14 protein-coding genes are annotated in these 14,971 nt (G+C 61.8%); 6 read left to right on the top strand and 8 right to left on the bottom strand.

The features are described 5' to 3' along the window. Window positions 1-2,400, bottom strand: a 2,400-nt coding sequence (locus tag Q0G18_RS06975; protein ID WP_297151226.1) for an insulinase family protein, incomplete at its 3' end; no start/stop codon positions are given. Between the two features lie 153 nt (window positions 2,401-2,553). Here Q0G18_RS06975 and Q0G18_RS06970 point away from each other — a divergent pair. From Q0G18_RS06970 to rplT, 5 genes are all read left to right on the top strand, one after another. Next, window positions 2,554-2,967, top strand: coding sequence for a hypothetical protein (locus tag Q0G18_RS06970; protein WP_297151223.1), 414 nt, complete (start codon window positions 2,554-2,556; stop codon window positions 2,965-2,967). 39 nt (window positions 2,968-3,006) lie between these two features. Beyond that, entirely contained in the window at window positions 3,007-4,311 is a 1,305-nt protein-coding gene (locus Q0G18_RS06965; protein WP_297151220.1) for a histone-lysine N-methyltransferase, read from the top strand. Between the two features lie 207 nt (window positions 4,312-4,518). Next, window positions 4,519-5,094: a translation initiation factor IF-3 gene (gene infC / locus Q0G18_RS06960; RefSeq protein WP_211361001.1), complete on the top strand. Its 576-nt coding sequence runs from the start codon at window positions 4,519-4,521 to the stop codon at window positions 5,092-5,094. Further along, window positions 5,094-5,291, top strand: a complete 198-nt coding sequence (gene rpmI / locus Q0G18_RS06955) for a 50S ribosomal protein L35 (protein ID WP_296062044.1) — start codon at window positions 5,094-5,096, stop codon at window positions 5,289-5,291. The genes infC and rpmI overlap by 1 nt, the downstream gene beginning before the upstream one ends. Before the next feature lie 31 nt (window positions 5,292-5,322). Then, on the top strand, window positions 5,323-5,676 hold the full coding sequence (gene rplT, locus Q0G18_RS06950) for a 50S ribosomal protein L20 (RefSeq protein WP_158048987.1): 354 nt from the start codon (window positions 5,323-5,325) through the stop codon (window positions 5,674-5,676). Window positions 5,677-5,771: 95 nt separating this feature from the next. Here the strand turns inward: rplT and Q0G18_RS06945 are convergent, their stop codons facing one another. The 5 genes from Q0G18_RS06945 to Q0G18_RS06925 form a co-directional block, all read right to left on the bottom strand. Next, entirely contained in the window at window positions 5,772-6,446 is a 675-nt protein-coding gene (locus tag Q0G18_RS06945) for a molecular chaperone TorD family protein (protein ID WP_297151214.1), read from the bottom strand. Window positions 6,447-6,520: 74 nt separating this feature from the next. Then, a complete protein-coding gene (gene nrfD, locus Q0G18_RS06940) occupies window positions 6,521-7,396 on the bottom strand; it encodes an NrfD/PsrC family molybdoenzyme membrane anchor subunit (RefSeq protein WP_297151211.1) in 876 nt (291 codons plus the stop codon). Window positions 7,397-7,402: 6 nt separating this feature from the next. Beyond that, complete coding sequence (locus Q0G18_RS06935) at window positions 7,403-8,020, bottom strand: 4Fe-4S dicluster domain-containing protein (protein ID WP_297151207.1); 618 nt, start codon at window positions 8,018-8,020, stop codon at window positions 7,403-7,405. Between the two features lie 14 nt (window positions 8,021-8,034). Further along, window positions 8,035-10,182 carry a molybdopterin dinucleotide binding domain-containing protein gene (locus tag Q0G18_RS06930; RefSeq protein ID WP_366769195.1) on the bottom strand — a complete coding sequence of 716 codons (2,148 nt, stop codon included), beginning with the start codon at window positions 10,180-10,182 and terminating at the stop codon, window positions 8,035-8,037. A gap of 174 nt (window positions 10,183-10,356) precedes the next feature. Further along, window positions 10,357-11,139 (bottom strand): twin-arginine translocation signal domain-containing protein, encoded by a 783-nt coding sequence (locus Q0G18_RS06925; protein WP_296062053.1) that lies wholly within the window; start codon window positions 11,137-11,139, stop codon window positions 10,357-10,359. Window positions 11,140-11,394: 255 nt separating this feature from the next. Here Q0G18_RS06925 and Q0G18_RS06920 point away from each other — a divergent pair, with 255 nt between their 5' ends. After that, window positions 11,395-13,068 (top strand): LuxR C-terminal-related transcriptional regulator, encoded by a 1,674-nt coding sequence (locus Q0G18_RS06920; protein ID WP_297151203.1) that lies wholly within the window; start codon window positions 11,395-11,397, stop codon window positions 13,066-13,068. Between the two features lie 136 nt (window positions 13,069-13,204). On the opposite strand, the gene Q0G18_RS06915 is transcribed toward Q0G18_RS06920, so the two are convergent. Together Q0G18_RS06915 and Q0G18_RS06910 are read right to left on the bottom strand one after the other, a co-directional pair. Further along, on the bottom strand, window positions 13,205-13,618 hold the full coding sequence (locus tag Q0G18_RS06915) for a NifB/NifX family molybdenum-iron cluster-binding protein (RefSeq protein WP_296062058.1): 414 nt from the start codon (window positions 13,616-13,618) through the stop codon (window positions 13,205-13,207). Window positions 13,619-14,013: 395 nt separating this feature from the next. Beyond that, window positions 14,014-14,971, bottom strand: a 958-nt coding sequence (locus Q0G18_RS06910) for a nucleoid-associated protein (protein ID WP_297151199.1), incomplete at its 5' end; no start/stop codon positions are given.

Genomic DNA, 14,971 nt, shown 5'->3' with positions numbered 1-14,971 from the left:
GCCGAGCGCGGTGTAGGTCACGTCCGTCGGCACAACGAACGCCTCGCCGGTCGCGGGCACGTTCGGTTCGGGCACGATGAGGCGCGCCGTGCAGCCCGGCTCCCCAGTGCGGCCTGTGGCCATTCCCGCGCTCATCACGCGGTCGAAATCGTCATCCTTGCCCGTGAAGCCGATCGTGCAGTTGTCGTCGGTGAAGATGCGCCGCGCCACCTCGGCAAGCTTCGCGGCGAGAGCTTCCTTCTCCTCATCGAACGTAGCGAGCGTGCGCTTCAGGAACCGGTAGAACCCCACTCCGCCGATCTGCTCGCGCACGACGGCGGCGGGCAGATAGTAGGACGCGACGTGCGCCATCGCCGCGGTGTGCCCGGCGTTTGCGAAATTCTGCTCCATGCCGACACGCTTCTGCGCGAGGATGTCGCGGATCTTGCCGAAGTCGTCGTAAAGCGTCTCTTCGATGATCTCGCTCGGCAGCGTCGCCGCCCACTCGGCGTTCTCGGCGAGCGCCGAGCACGACACGGTCAGCTTCGGGGAAAGCGCGCTGCGGTCGTCTTCCCGCTCGTGCACCTCGGTGTAGAAGGCGAGGTTTCCGAGTTTCGCCTGCGTGAGCGTGTCGATCTCCGTCGCGGTGTGCTTGCTTGTCGCGAGCTTGCCGAGCACCATGGCGAGAAGCTTCGCGTAGGGCAGCTCCTCGAAGGCAAGGCGCTCCAGGCCGTAGTAACGATATGCGTACACGATGCCGCGCGTCGCCACATCGTGCCTGATCACGGGAATTTTTCCCGATTCGTCGAGGCGGAAAGCAGGCTCTGCGGCCGCTTGCTCGATGTCGCTTGCGCGCATGCAGGGAAGGGTCGCGAGCGCTTCGGGCGAGTCGGGCTCCTCCTGTGCACGGCGAAGGGCGGCGACGTCGGCCTCGATCGCGGCGATCCGCTCGTCGTTAAGCTCGCGCTCCATCTGGGCCAAGCGGGCAGCCGCGGCATTGTCGTCCTCGGGGGCCTTGTCAACGGGCACAACCTCCGCGTCGGCCGCATGGTCGTTTTCCAGGAACACCTCGCAGATCAGCTGCTCGAAGTAACCCTTGTCGAGCTTCTTGCGCAGGCTTTCGAACGCATCCTCGTAGCGCAGGTAATCGAGCGCGGCATCGTCGTCGTAGAGCCAGCCGGCCATGCACGAGCAGGCGAGCGCCACGCCGTCGGCGATCCCGAAGTTCTGCTCGCGCATCACGAACTCGGCATGCGAGAGAGCAGCCGCCACCACGTCGTGGTCGAGCGCGCCGTCCGCGAGCTCCGTAAGCACTCGAGAAAGCGCCGGTCGCAGGCGCTCGCCGGCGCCTTCCTCGAGGCCTTTCGCCTGCACGACGGCAAAGGGCTGCAGCATGGCGTCGGCCATGTAGGCCACGATGTCGCAGGCAAGGTTCTCGTCGAGCAGTGCGCGCTTCGCAGGCGCCTCGTTTGAGCCGAAGATCGCGTCGAGCAGGATGTCCATCGCGATCATGCGCTCCCTGTCGGCGGCAGTCCCCGCCACAAAACCGACCGCACAACAGGCGTTCTCGGGCGCCGTCTTCATGGGCGTTTTGTTCCCGAACGACGTCACGGGCGCCTGCAGCTCAAGCGGGTTCGGTGCGTTCTCGGCGCGCGCTTCGGCGGCACCGGGCGCGAGGTAGCGCTCGTCGAGGAAGGCGAGGAAGCGCTCAGGGTCCATGTTCCCGTAGAGCACAATCTTCGCGTTGGCCAGGTTGTAGTGGCGGCGGTGGGTGTCGAGGAACTCCTCGTAGGAAAGCGTCGGGATGGCGGAGGGCTTGCCGCCCGACTCGAAGCGGTACGCCGTGTCGGGGAACAGCGCCGCCGAAAGCTCGTCGTAGAGAATCGACTCAGGGTCGGAAAGCGCGCCTTTCATCTCGTTGTACACCACGCCGTTGTAAGCGAGCTTGCCCGTGCCCTCCTCGCCGGCGAGTTCCACATGCCAGCCTTCCTGCTCGAAGATCGCGCGCTTGTGGAAGATGGCGGGGTGCAACACGGCGTCGAGATAGACGTCCATGAGGTTCAAAAGGTCCTGCTCGTTGGTGCTTGCCACGGGGTAGACCGTTTTGTCGGGGTAGGTCATGGCGTTCAAGAACGTCTGCATCGAGCTTTTAAGCAGGTTCACGAAAGGCTCTTTCACGGGGAACTTGTCCGAGCCGCAGAGCACCGAGTGCTCGAGGATATGGAAGACGCCCGTGTCGTTGGCGGGCGGTGTCTTGAAGGCGATCGAGAACGCCTTGTTCGCGTCGTCGTTTTGCAGGTAGAGCAGCTGCGCGCCTGAGGCGTTGTGGTCGAGCACATAGGCTCGCCCGTCGATTTCAGGCAGGTCGGAGGTAGTGCGCACGGTGAACCCGTGCACGGTTTCGCAGGGGGTAAGTTCCATAGGACGTCTTTCTCGGAAGGGCTTCTCGTTCGCCTCCTATTGTCGCACAACGCGCCCCGCCGCCTGGGGGCAACGTGGATATATCGCAGGGAAGACGCAACGGCTTGGACCAATCATCTATAATCGTGCGAAGACGACGGAAAGGATAGGGCCGTGACTGGAGACGCCCAAAAATTCTCGCATATCAGCGTTGCGTCCGACGACGAGGACGATGTTGTGATTGAAGCGGGCACTCCCCGTTCTCGCAGCTATGGGGAAGGCGAGCCCGCAGCGCAGCCAGCAGGAGACGAGGCGGCGGCGCGCGCAGCGGCGACCGAGGCGACTGCGGTCGACGGTGGGGAAGGCTCAAGCGAGCCCCCATCGCGAGCTTCCACCCCCGCCTCCGAGCGCGCCGCGAAGGCTGACAAGCCCGCAAAGGCGTCAGCCCCCGCTCGCAAGGGTTACGAGGAGACGACGCTTGAAGACCTCGAGGGCACCAAGATGTCCGGCATGCAGAAGGGCATCATTGCGGTGGCCCTGATAGGAATCGTCGCATTCATCGTGTACTACGTGGCGTTCATGGGCTAGAAGGGCCTGTGACCTGCGAAGAGATTGAAAGGTATCGCAATGCCGAAACACACTGGAAAAGCAACAGAAGGCAGAGACGATCAGGCGATGCGCAAGGGCGAGGTCGATCGCTCGAACGACATCGGATTGACCCAGGCGTTCGCGCCCATAGGCGATGACGGCTGGTCGGAAGGGGGCCGGCACGCCTATTCCGGCGAGGAGGGCGAGATTGCCTTCGAGGAAGACGCCTTCGCGGACGATAGGCCGGGGAGGACAGACCGCTTCGCCCCGATCGCGGGCGATGACGCCTACGCAGCCGATGGGTGGGACGCGCAGGACGGCTCCTCCGATGCGGGCGCGCCGCTTGACGCCGGCAACGCCTATGCCACAGGCGAAGCGCGCGGCTCTTCCCAGGGGGCACATGCGGGCGGCTTCAGCTACAAAGGCGACGACGAGGACGAATATCCCGATGCGCTCGAGAGCCTCGAGCCTGTGGTCGAGCCCTCGGCGTTCGACCCCGACGTTCCCGCCGACCCCGCTCCCGCGCGCGGGCGCCACTCCTCCGCCGCGAAGGAGGAAATCCCCTCCTACATGCGTAAATCGCGCCGCATGCGCCGCATTCTCATCGTGGTCGTGGTACTGCTCGTGCTTCTGCTTGCAGCCGGCGGGTACTTTGCCGTCCGCCTGTTCCAAACCGCGCAGACGGCCGCCTACCAGCAGACCCAGCAGCAGCAATCGAACCAGGATACGAGCTCGCTGCAGGCGGGAAGCGAAGGCAACGACGCTACGTCGACCGTGAAGAAGACGAGCGCGCCGAACTTGACCGAGCTTTTGGGCTGCACGCAAGACGATGCGCTCGCCAAGGTTGGGCGCGGCGCTCAGGTTACCGTGTCGAACGAGGTCAACGAGGAGGGCAACCCCATCAAGACCGAAGTTCGCGTGGCCTTGACCGACGAGCCTGCCGACACGCGCACGGGCACGCCGACGTTGTATCTGGGCCTCGACGAGGATGGGGCGGTCGTTCAGGCGGGCTATTCCGCCGGCACGGCGTCGCTCGGCTACGGCACGCTCTCGTTCTCGGACGCGGTGAAAAACGAGTCGATTATCGAGAAGACGCTTCAGGAGGCGGGCATATCCGTTCCTGCGGGCACGGTGTCGCTTCCAGCCGACAAGACGGAGTATTCCACCTACGCGTCGGACGGAACCACGCTGGTGAAGGAATATTGCCCGTTCTCGGGTGACATCGATATCAACGGCGTCTCCCATACGTGGTCGGCAGTCCTTTCCTATGACTACTCGGTGGCGAACGCCTCGGGCAACCTCGCCGACACGATCCGCATCATTTATGTGTACATCAATGCATAAATAGCAAATGAGCCCTTGCGTTTGCCGCGCGAGGGCTCTATACTGTAATGGCTGTATTCAAGCGAGGGCGAAAGCTCTCCACCTGTTTCGGCGCTTCGGCTGCTGATGGGTCGCTTCAATAACGTGCTTTGCGCACATCCTTGAATTGCGAAACCCGCGGCCGTGCCTGCGGGTTTTTTGTTGCGCACAAGCGCAAGAGGAAGGAAGGTGAGCGCGATAGCTGCTCAGGAGCCACGGCTCAATGACGAGATCACTGCACGTGAATGCCGTCTGATCGGCTTTGACGGAGCGCAGCTGGGAATCTACACGGTGGCGCAAGCTCAGCGCGTCGCGGATGACCAGAATCTCGACTTGGTCGAGATCGCCCCGAACGCCGAGCCGCCGGTCTGCCGCATTATGGACTATGGAAAGTTCAAATACGACCAGGCCATCAAGGCAAAGCAGGCTCGCAAGAACCAGAGCAAGATCGAGACCAAGGAAATGAAGTTCCGCCCGAAGATCGACGTGGGCGACTACACCACCAAGAAGAAGCACGTGCTTCGCTTCTTGGACGCGGGGAACAAGGTGAAGATCACCATCATGTTCCGCGGTCGCGAAATGGCTCACCCCGAACAGGGTCTTTCCATTCTCGAGCGTTTGGCTGACGACCTCAAAGATGTTGCAGTCGTCGAGAACCAGCCCAAGATGGAAGGGCGCAACATGCACATGCTCATCGCTCCTTTGCCCGGTGCGGCGAAGAAGAAAAAAGAGACCAACAAGAAAGCAGAAGGAAAGGACGAATAATGCCTAAGATGAAAACCCACCGCGGTACCGCCAAGCGTTTCCGCGTCACCGGTTCCGGCAAGATCATGCGTGCGAAGGCTTTCAAGAGCCACATCCTCACCAAGAAGAGCCAGAAGCGCAAGCGCAACTTCCGCAACGAGACCGAGCTCTCCAAGGCAGACTCCAAGGTCGTCGGCCGCAATCTCGGCATCCGCTAGTTCGTTTTCAGTTCTTTAAGGAGATAATACTATGGCACGCATCAAGCGTTCTATCCACGCCCGCAAAAAGCGCCGCACCGTTCTCAGCCGTGCAAAGGGTTACTACGGCGCGAAGTCCCGTTCTTACCGTGCAGCGAAGCAGCAGGTCCAGCATTCGCTCCAGTACATGTATCGCGACCGTCGCAACAAGAAGCGCAACATCCGTCGCCTCTGGATCACCCGCATCAACGCTGCTGCCCGCATCAACGGCCTGTCCTACTCCGTGTTCATGAACGGTCTCAAGAAGGCCGGCGTCGAGCTCGACCGCAAGGTGCTCGCTGACATGGCTGTGAACGACCCTGCCGCCTTCACCGCTGTGGTCGAGGTTGCCAAGAAGGCCCTGTAAGCCCAGTTTACGCGTTCATATCGCAATCACTGAGAAGCCGAGGAATCCCTCGGCTTCTTTGTTTTCAGGGAAGGGGATTGCTGGCGCGCGCGCCGCTATCTTAGCGTGCTTTCGACTTCCTTAAGCTGCTGAAGGTCGAGAGCTACGACGTCCGCGGCGAAGGCGGCGATGCGGGCGTAGAAGTCGTCGCCCGCAACGGCGGCCATCTCGGCGAGGCGCGATGCCCAACGGGAAAGATGCTGCTCGAGGAACTGTTTCGCCAAGTGGAGGTTCGCCTGCGCCGATGTGGAGTCGCCTGCCTCTGCTGCACGGGCGGCGCCATCGTGGAGATAGGACATGAACGCCAGCTCGCTTGCGAAAGCGTCGGGAGATAGCGTCGATACTGCGATCTCGTAGCCTGTGAGCTTGCGGTAGTTAAAGCCCGCCTCCTCGTAGCAGGCGATGACATGCGCTTTGCGCGAAGGGACGGGGCTTGCGTACTCGATTTTCTCATCCACGACGCCCGAGTTCCAGACACTACTTTCCGACCAGGCAATATGGTAAGCGCTCGATGAGATGAAGAAGCGATTGTAGAAGCGTTGCTCTAAATCAGCCGATGCCTCGACGCCTGCGAACCGATCGTCTCCCATGGCGGAGGCGACACGATCGAGGTCGGCGATGACGGTGGAGCTGGGGATATTGAGCAGCGCTTCTGCAACTGCTTCGTAGACGGTGCTCATGCCGCGGGATGCTTGGCTTGTGGCAGCGAGGGCCTGGGAATCGATGCTCATGATGCAACCTTTCTGCTGAACACTTATACCGAACCGCGGGGCTCAGGGGAGCCCCGCGGCGGAGGGTGGGCAAACTATCCCAGGGCTACGGTGATTGCCGCCATGACGATCAGGTAGCGCAACATGAAGCCGCCGATCAGGACCCCGACCTCACCTGCGATCGTGAGTCCAGGCTGCTGCATGAGCGATTTCTTCTCCTGCATCGACTTGTGGAGTGCCTGCACGAACGGGAACGCAAGCCCGACGATGACAAACAGGACCCAGAATGCCAACGCGTAGCTGCCGGTGAGCAGGTTCGCGACCGAGGCTTTCGCCGCTGCCGCAGCCGAGCCGCCCGTGATGGCCACCGTGCCGAGAAGCGCGATCACGAGGAGCGCTTCGAGCACCGGCAGGACCATGCCGGACTTCACGGTAAAGCCGATGTTCGCGATCTCGTCATGAGCCTTCCCATGCGCGATGACCAAGACGAGCGCGAATCCGGTCGAAGCTGCCGATACCAGGAAGAGGATCGGCAGGATGATCGGGTGCCACAGGGGGAACGCGACGGACGCGTCGCCCAAAAGCACGCCGGTGTAGGCGGCGACGCACACAGCCAAGATCATGCCGATGATGTCGAGCGCGCGCGGAGTTGACTTCTTCACGATCATGATGATCGCGTCAATCGCCGCTACCACGATGAACAGCGTCAAGATGATGACGCCCCAGGCCATGACCGACCCCAGGTTGCTTACGAGGTAGAAGAATCTCAGCGGGTTCATCAGTCCCGCATGCGCATCGATGACTAGAAGCAGGGTGCCTACGGCCACGCAGACCGGGCCTGCGATAAAGCCGATCGTCTTGATTTTCGGGCAGGGCTTCTTCGCCATGCCCGCGATGCCGGAGAGCACGAATGCGCCGGCGCCCATACCTGCCAAGAACAGATACAGTGCAATCATCCAATTCCATACCATGACGTATCACCCCTCGTAGTGCCGCAAGACGTTGCCGCCCTTGTGAACTGCGGAGGCAACGGGCATTGCGAGCGTATCGTCGAGCCCAATGTAGGAGACATGGGGTGAAAGTCCCAGGTCGGGATAGAGCGTCTCGGTCTTGCTCGCGGCAAGCTTCTTCGAGATGTCGCTCTCGGGGTCGTTCAGGTCGCCGAACATGCGAGCGTGCGTGATGCACGTTCCCACGCAGGCGGGGAGCATTCCCTTGCTGGTGCGGTGCTCACAGAAGGTGCACTTCTCCACTTCGCCCGAAGGAAGCTGGTAGCGCACCTGGTAGGGGCACGCGGCCATGCAGTACTTGCACCCGATGCAGCGCTCGGGGTCGACGACGATCGTGCCGTCCTCGGTGCGATGGCTTGCCTGGGTCGGGCACACCTTCACGCAGGGGGCATCCTCGCAGTGGTTGCACAGCTTCGGGATGTTCGCGCGCTTGATCTGCCCGTCGGCTTCAACGTCGAAGCTCTCGATCCAGGTGTTGAAGCAGCCGGTCGGCACCTCGTTTTCTTGCTTGCACGCCACAGCGCAGGCGTTGCATCCCACGCAGAGGGACAGATCGATCAGCATACCAAGTTTTTTCTCACTCATCGTTTATCCCTCCTTTAGGCTTTCTCGATCTTGTACATGCCGCCCGAGCGTCCAGGAGAGGTTCCCTCGGGGTCTGCCAGGGGATAGATCTCGCTGATCGTCGGGTCGAGCATCGTCTGCAGGTGGATGCCCGAGCCGATTGCCGGGTCGCCCTTGCGGGTTTCCTCGCCTTCGATGGCGACGTCCTGCGCACCGTAGGCGCGATGCCCGTAGCCATATGCCACGCCGAAGGTGCCTTCGGCAATGCCGCCGCGAACCATGGCCTCGCCTTCCATCACATCACCCGAGGGGTTCGTGATCTTGATGGTGTCGCCATCCTTGATGCCGAGCGCCTTCGCGTCGTCGCGGTTAAGCTCGAGGTAGTTGTGGTCGCACAAGTCGCGCATGATCGGGCTGTTAGCCAAGAAGGAGATCGAACGGAAGCGCGGCTTGTAGTTCGTCGAGCGGAACGGGTATTCCTCGCGTGAGTAATGGTCCTCGAGCGTGGAGTTGTCGGCGAAGCGCTCGGGGTCGTTGGTAAGCGTGCCCGAGAGCTTTTCCCCGGTGTAGGGGTTCGCGTCGGTCGCCTTGCGGTTGCTGTAGAAGTGCGTCAGGTTATCGGTGGCGTACTTAATGGCGCCGTTCTTGCCGATGCAATCCTCCATGGGCCAGAAGCGGCCGCCGCGCGAGAGCACGTTCAAAACCTTGGGCCATTCCTCTTCGCTCACGGCGTTCTTCCATGCCTCGGGAAGGTTGTCGAGCGCCTGCAGCTTCATGTCCTCGGAGGCGACATCGTCGACAGGGGTGGCGTCGTAGGCGAGGTTGGCGACGGCCTTCAGGAAGAAGTCGCACGCGTCGTTGAGCGGCCAGGTCTTGCCGTCGACGTCGGTCATGGCATCATCGCCGAAGCCGGGCATGTCGCACACCTTGGCAACGTCGCAGCAGAACGCCTCGAAGCTTGCATGGCGACCGCCCGAGATCTCGATGGTCTCAGGAGTCTTCGCAGGCCAACGAACGGAGTTGCCCTTGCTCTTGAAGAAGCCCTCGTTGGTGACCACGCCGAAGCTCTCGAAGGGGTTCGTGTCGGGCACGATGTAGTCAGCGTACTGCGCGTGCTCGCCGATGACGACGTCGCAAGCGATGTGCAGCGGGATGATAGAGGTGTCCTTCATGCGCTCGAGCACGGAGTCGCGCAAAAGGCCGGAGGTCGCCTGGAGGGTGTTGGTCATCCAAGACATGACGATCTTCGCCTGGTAGGGGTACTTGCACAGCGCCGAGATGAGCGCCTGGTTGTCCGAGACGCCGGTGTGGCTGAACCAGGGAAGCAGCGGCTTCGGGTCGGTTTCGCCTGCGGCGACGCGGTTTTTGTACTCGTCGGTCTTCTTCCAGATGCGCTTCGTGCGGCCGATGTTCTGGCAGTTCTTTGCGTCAGTGAGTGCCGGCTTGCCAGCGATGGTGGAAAGCTTGTAGCGCTTGCCGTCAGCGGTGGTGGCGGCTCCGATGCGGCGGGCAACCATGCCGCCGAGCATCTGGTTCGAACCGATGAGCGCGTTTAAGAAGGTGTAGGCGGCCATGGAGCTCACACCGTTGGAGGCAGCGGTCGAGCCGAGGCCCGTCGTTGCAGCCTTCACGCCGTGGGAGGTGAACTCGCGCGCAACGTCTTCAATCGTCTCGCGCGGCACGCCGCAGATCTCGGCGTACTCGTCCATGGTGTTCGAGAAAGCGCTGTCCTTGAGGTAGAGGAATGCGGAGCGGACCTTGATGCCGTTCACTTCGCCTTCGAAGTCGATGAGGCCTCGCTCGGCGTCGGTGTTTAAGGCCGCCTCGTTCTTCTCGGCGTCCATAACGACGTAGTAGGTCGGCTTGGTCTTCGCTGCGGGGTCGGCCTCAGGCTCGGTGAGCCCTGCGTCCGCGGCGGTCATGAGCTTGCCGTTGTTCGCGGAGGACTCGTCGTCGATGACGAGGAAGGTTGCGCCCGTGTAGGAGGCGAAACCGCCGGCGATGGCAGCCTTGTAATTGCTGAATCCCAGATAATCGGCGTTGTAGGCCTTGTTCTCGATGATCCAGCGGGTCATGCCGAGGGCCAACTGGCCGTTCGTGGCAGTCTTGATGGGGTGCCAGGTGATGCCCTTGGCGCCCGGCGTGCAGCAGCCATTGCCGAGCACGGGGTCGAAGACGTCCATCTTCGCGCCATGCTCTTGCAGGTTGATCAGAGTGTCACGTGCAATTTCCTGGAAGCTCTTGCCGTTAGTTCCAGGTGCGGTGCCCAGCCACAGAATATATTCGGCGTCTAATGCGTCGGGGCGAAGGGAACGGGACCCAGTGTGAAAGTACGAACTCGCACTTGCGGAGCCGCCTCAAGTGGAGGCGTGGCCAAATTGGTTGACCGACCCGAAGCAGTTCGCGAAGCGTCCGCCGAAGGTGGTGCGGCCGTCACCGCGTCCGCCCAGAAGGACGAATTGGTTGGATTTCGGTCCGAGCGTCGGCTCGTCGGGATTGAGCGGCGTCTCGGTGTCATGGATGGAGAGGAAGCCTTCGATTTCCTGGTCTTCCCCGATGTCGGCGAACAGCTTGCCGCCTTCCGTGACTTCCTTGATGAGCTGATCCCAGCTGATGGGCTTCCACTTACCCTCGCCTCGAGCGCCCGCGCGCTTGAGCGGCATGGTGATGCGGTCGGGCTGTCCATAGCCGTCCTGCGTCGCCTGGCCGCGCCCGCACGACGTGCCGCGCGTGGAGTTGCCGTAGCCGTTCGCGTAGCTCATGGAGCGGTAGGCGTCCTCAAGCGGCGCCTCGAACGGCAGGTACGGGTTCGCGCAGCTCGGGTTGTACGGGTTTCCGCCGACCGAGTAAAGCGTGCCGCCGTCGCGGGAAAGCTTCAGTCGGTTGCCGCATGAGCTGTAGCACCCAAGGCAGGCGCTGTAGCGGACGATGACGTCTTCGTTTATGTTGACGTCTCCGGTTTTCGGGTCGACCGAAGCTTCCAGCGGCTGGCCGTGGCCCGTTGCCGGCGCTGCGAAGTCAGCGTCTGCGGCAAGCGCCTTGTGGCTTTGCCCGGAGATGCCGACGCCCGCGACGCTCAAAGCGCCCGCGGCCCCCATGGCGGCAAGGAAGCTCCTTCGACTCATTTTGGTCGATTCCATAATTCCCCTCCTTCTCGAAAAAAGCGTGGAACCTTGAGGCTCAGTCTCGCAAGAAAGAGGGTGAGTCGTCATCGTAAGAGGTTGGGTATATCGACCCTAATGCCCCATTTCCGGGTCTAACCACATTGTGACTATATTTCGCGTTTCCCCAGGAAAACGGGGCTGGTTATTAATCTAGTTACAGGTTTATCTGCTAGATGGGCAAAAGGTGCGCTACACTTTTCCTATTGGGGGAAAGAGCGGGAGGAGATTGGCATGGCGTTCTCACTTAAGGCGCTGCCGCTTCAGCTCCGACGAAGCGTCGGGTTGGGGTGCTATCTCGCTTGGGTTTACTGCTCGCTTTTCTCGTGCGGGCTTGTTCCCGTGGTCATTCGGCTGTGCAGCATCGAGCGTTCGTGGGTGTATTCCGGGATCGGCGAGGCCGTTGCCGCGATCGCCGTCATCATTGTGTACGCCCTGTTGCGCGAGAAGGGGCGCGGAGATGCGGCGCAGCGCATGATTGGTGCGCTCGGCGCCGGTTGCGCGTGCATCGGGTCCGTTCTTATCTGGGTGAGCCACCTTGATATCTCGTGGTACGCCGCGCTCACTGTGGTGGGCGGTCTGTGCTGCGGCGCGGGACTTGCGCTGCTTGGCATTTTGTGGGGGTCTCGCTTCAGCTACTGCGACGAGGAGCACATCGAATCGACCGTGCCGCTGTCGTTCGTGATCTCGTTTGTCGTGTACTTCGTGCTTTTGGCGGTGAAAGGCCCGCTGTTCATGGTGGTGGATGCCGTTTTGCCCGTCGTGTCCACGTGGATCGTATTCCGCCCGCGCTGCGGCAGAAACGTTTCTGCCGATGGCGAGGCGGCTGGCAAGCTCGCGCATACCGGGATGCGCAGGCAGTTTTCCCACTTGGGCTCCCTTTTTGTGCTGTACTTTCTTATCTGGTTCCAGATTGCGCTGTTCCGCGTGGCTTCTTCGCCGATGACGTATGGCGGCCGCTTCATGCACTATCTTGTGCCGTTCTCCATTGCGGCGGTGCTCGCCATCGTGGCATTCCTTACATGCATGCGCCAGACGCGCTTCTTGAACTTCACCTTCCTCTATCGCTGGTCGGTGCCGCTCATGATTATCGGCTGCGGCTTTCTGCTGATCGACCTGGGCATTCCCGAGCAGCATAGCGTCGCATATGCGGTCAACTTCATCGCCATGTTCGGCGTCCAGATGTGCGTGTGGGTTGTGGCGCCGAAGTATGTGAGGCGCATCGGCGTGTCGTCGTTTGTCCTGTTCGGCGGCTTGTTTGCTGCGGAAGGCCTGGGAATTTCCCTGGCGCTCACCCTTTCGCTGCCGCTTTTCGACGCCGGCGCGCCCGCGCTTGCGAACTTGACGCTTATCGTGACGGGGGCGGTTGCGCTCGCCGCCATGCTCGTCGGCTTCAACCCGCGCTGGCTGTTCTTGAGCGATGCCGTGCGTCGCTTCACCGACGCGGAGTTCGCCATGTCGATTCCGCGTTCAACATGCTCGGCGTGCGCGGGCACTTGCCCTGATGCGAGCATTGTGGGTGGCGTTGCGGCTGGCGCGAATGCCGCTTTCGCGAGCGCTGCCGAGGGCGGTGCGCCTGCTGCTGCAAGTGGCATGGACGCCGCGGGCGATGCTGCTGATGGCTTTGAGCCAGACTCCGCCGTGCCGCTTTCCGCGGGGGAGGAGCTTGCCTCCATCTTCGAGAAGACGGCGGAAGAGCTCCAGTCGCGCTATGGGCTTACCGAGCGCGAGACGCAGATCGCCGCGCTGTTCTTGTCGGGGCGCAGCCGCCCGTTCATTCGCGATGAGCTTGTCATCTCGCTCAATACCGTGCATGCGCACGCGCGCAACATCTACTCGAAGTGCGGCGTGCATTCCCAGCAGGAGTTCATGGACTTCGTGCACCTCGACTCGCGCGAAGGCGAGTAACCGAGAAGGGCGCGCCTTCTTCGGGGGGGGGTCCTGCTCCTGCCCCGCAAGGGCGTGCCTTCTTCCTCCCTTCGCCCCGAAAAGAAAAAAGCCCGCCAAAAGGCGAGCTCTCTGCGCTATTTGATTCTTCGCTTCTTTACGCGTTCGCTGTGAAGAAGTTCGCTTCCAGCTTCGCGAACGCATCGTCGACTTCTGCTTCTTCCTCGTCGTTGTTGAAGGCGAGGGTGTGGCACAGCTCGTCGGCACCGATGAGCGTGTGGTTAATGTAAGCTTCGAGCACTTCGCGCGCTGAACCTTCGACGCCAGCGACGACTTCGACGCCGGCGTGGCAGAGCATGTTCGCGAAGTCGTAGTCGATCCCGCCGGTGATAATGGTGCTGACGCCCAGGTCAATGAACATCTGCGTGGTGTCCTCGGCGGAAAGCCCAGGGTTCGGCAGGTTGCGGCAGTCAGCGATAATCCCTCGTTCGACGGTGTAGCACATGAAGCTCGCGCAATGCACGGCATGGGGCGATACGCCTAAACCCTCGCATGCTACGATAATAATCATCTATCACGTTCCTTCTCTAATCTTCTCGTTGTATCCAAGATAACGTGCGGGGAACGCGATTTGAATGGTGCGCCCGCCAGCGGAATTATAGATGCCACGAGTGACATTTAACGCGCATGCGGTGCACGAAACGACCATGGTTCCATCATGATTCAATAGTTTGCATCCTACCATCTGGCTGAAATTGCCGCGGCTCATCCTCCCTAGGTGAGGATGAGCCGCGCCGCGGCAGAGAGGGCTGCTGGAAGGGGAATCGCGACGGAAGGGGCAGGCGGGGCGGACGTTCGGCTGCGGGGTTGAGGTTGACATCCTCAGGTCGACCGACCATGTGCAAGATAGAGCGAATGCGAGTCAGTCCTCGTGCGCTCCCCCCTGTTTGTCTTCTCTGAGCGCCGCTACTTGTTCTCGATGCTTCCGATGTTTTTGAGCTCGATGCGGATAAGCCCGTTTGACGTGCTGGTGAACTCGATGAACTCGGGATTCTGCGCGTACTCCGCCGGGAAGGTGATCTCGATGCCGGTGTCGGTGCGGATCTTGTGGTTGCGCGTGACGCGCTTGGCGACCGCGCGCTCGACGGGCGCGTGCTCGGGAAGGTTTTCCTTCTGCGCCGCTTCGACGAAGCTGCGGCGCGGCCCCTCGTCCTCGAACACCTCTTCGACGAACTCGTCAAAGGGCACTTCATCGGAGTCTTCGGCGTTCTCTGCGACGTACGCCTTCGCCTTCGCCGTGGCGATCGCCGCGTTGGCGCCGTACTCGTTGGCAACCTCCTCGACCAGGCGCATCGTCGTGTCGATGAGCTCCTTGCTCGACGCTTCCATCGTGCACTGAAGCAGGCCCTGCGGGATGAGGTAGCGCTCCTCGCCGGCAATCTCGCGTGCCTTGTCGACGAACTGCACCGACATGGTGCGCACGTCCACCAGAGCAAACGAGGAGATCTTCTGCGAAGGGCTTGGCAGGATGGCGTGGTGGCGCTCGATGCGGTTCACCGACGCGCCGTCTTCGGCCTTGCCCACCTCGTGCATGAACGCCGGCTTGCTTTCGAGAAGCAGCAACCCGAAGTAGCGGGCGCTTCTCCCGGCGAACGCTGCATCGAGCTCGGCCTGGGCAGCCGCGGCTTCTTCTTCGGACATCTCCGCGAGGTCATCCGCGGTGAGCTTCGGGGCGCGCGGCGAGTCCTCGAAATCGACGACGAGCAGGTCGCACGAGGCCGGCTGCTCCATGCGGCCAAGTTCGCTTCCTAGGAACTCGGCGATCATGAGCGAGAGGTCGGTGAAGTTGCTTTGCCCGTTCAGGTAGGCGCAAAGCTCGTTTTTGAAACCGCTTTCGGCCTCGAACTCGCCGCGCTTGTTGTCG

Origin of the sequence: uncultured Ellagibacter sp. (genome assembly GCF_934636505.1) — a bacterium.
In the GTDB taxonomy this organism is placed as follows: domain Bacteria; phylum Actinomycetota; class Coriobacteriia; order Coriobacteriales; family Eggerthellaceae; genus Ellagibacter.
This window is presented reverse-complemented; position numbering and strand designations above follow the sequence as displayed.

Excerpts from the sequence above, each read along its gene's own strand:
- Q0G18_RS06965 (WP_297151220.1), top strand. The coding sequence starts at position 3,007 with ATGCCGAAACACACTGGAAAAGCAACAGAAGGCAGAGACGATCAGGCG.
- rpmI (WP_296062044.1), top strand. The coding sequence starts at position 5,094 with ATGCCTAAGATGAAAACCCACCGCGGTACCGCCAAGCGTTTCCGCGTC.
- rplT (WP_158048987.1), top strand. The coding sequence starts at position 5,323 with ATGGCACGCATCAAGCGTTCTATCCACGCCCGCAAAAAGCGCCGCACC.
- Q0G18_RS06945 (WP_297151214.1), bottom strand. The coding sequence starts at position 6,446 with ATGAGCATCGATTCCCAGGCCCTCGCTGCCACAAGCCAAGCATCCCGC.
- nrfD (WP_297151211.1), bottom strand. The coding sequence starts at position 7,396 with ATGGTATGGAATTGGATGATTGCACTGTATCTGTTCTTGGCAGGTATG.
- Q0G18_RS06935 (WP_297151207.1), bottom strand. The coding sequence starts at position 8,020 with ATGAGTGAGAAAAAACTTGGTATGCTGATCGATCTGTCCCTCTGCGTG.
- Q0G18_RS06930 (WP_366769195.1), bottom strand. The coding sequence starts at position 10,182 with ATGGACGTCTTCGACCCCGTGCTCGGCAATGGCTGCTGCACGCCGGGC.
- Q0G18_RS06925 (WP_296062053.1), bottom strand. The coding sequence starts at position 11,139 with ATGGAATCGACCAAAATGAGTCGAAGGAGCTTCCTTGCCGCCATGGGG.
- Q0G18_RS06920 (WP_297151203.1), top strand. The coding sequence starts at position 11,395 with ATGGCGTTCTCACTTAAGGCGCTGCCGCTTCAGCTCCGACGAAGCGTC.
- Q0G18_RS06915 (WP_296062058.1), bottom strand. The coding sequence starts at position 13,618 with ATGATTATTATCGTAGCATGCGAGGGTTTAGGCGTATCGCCCCATGCC.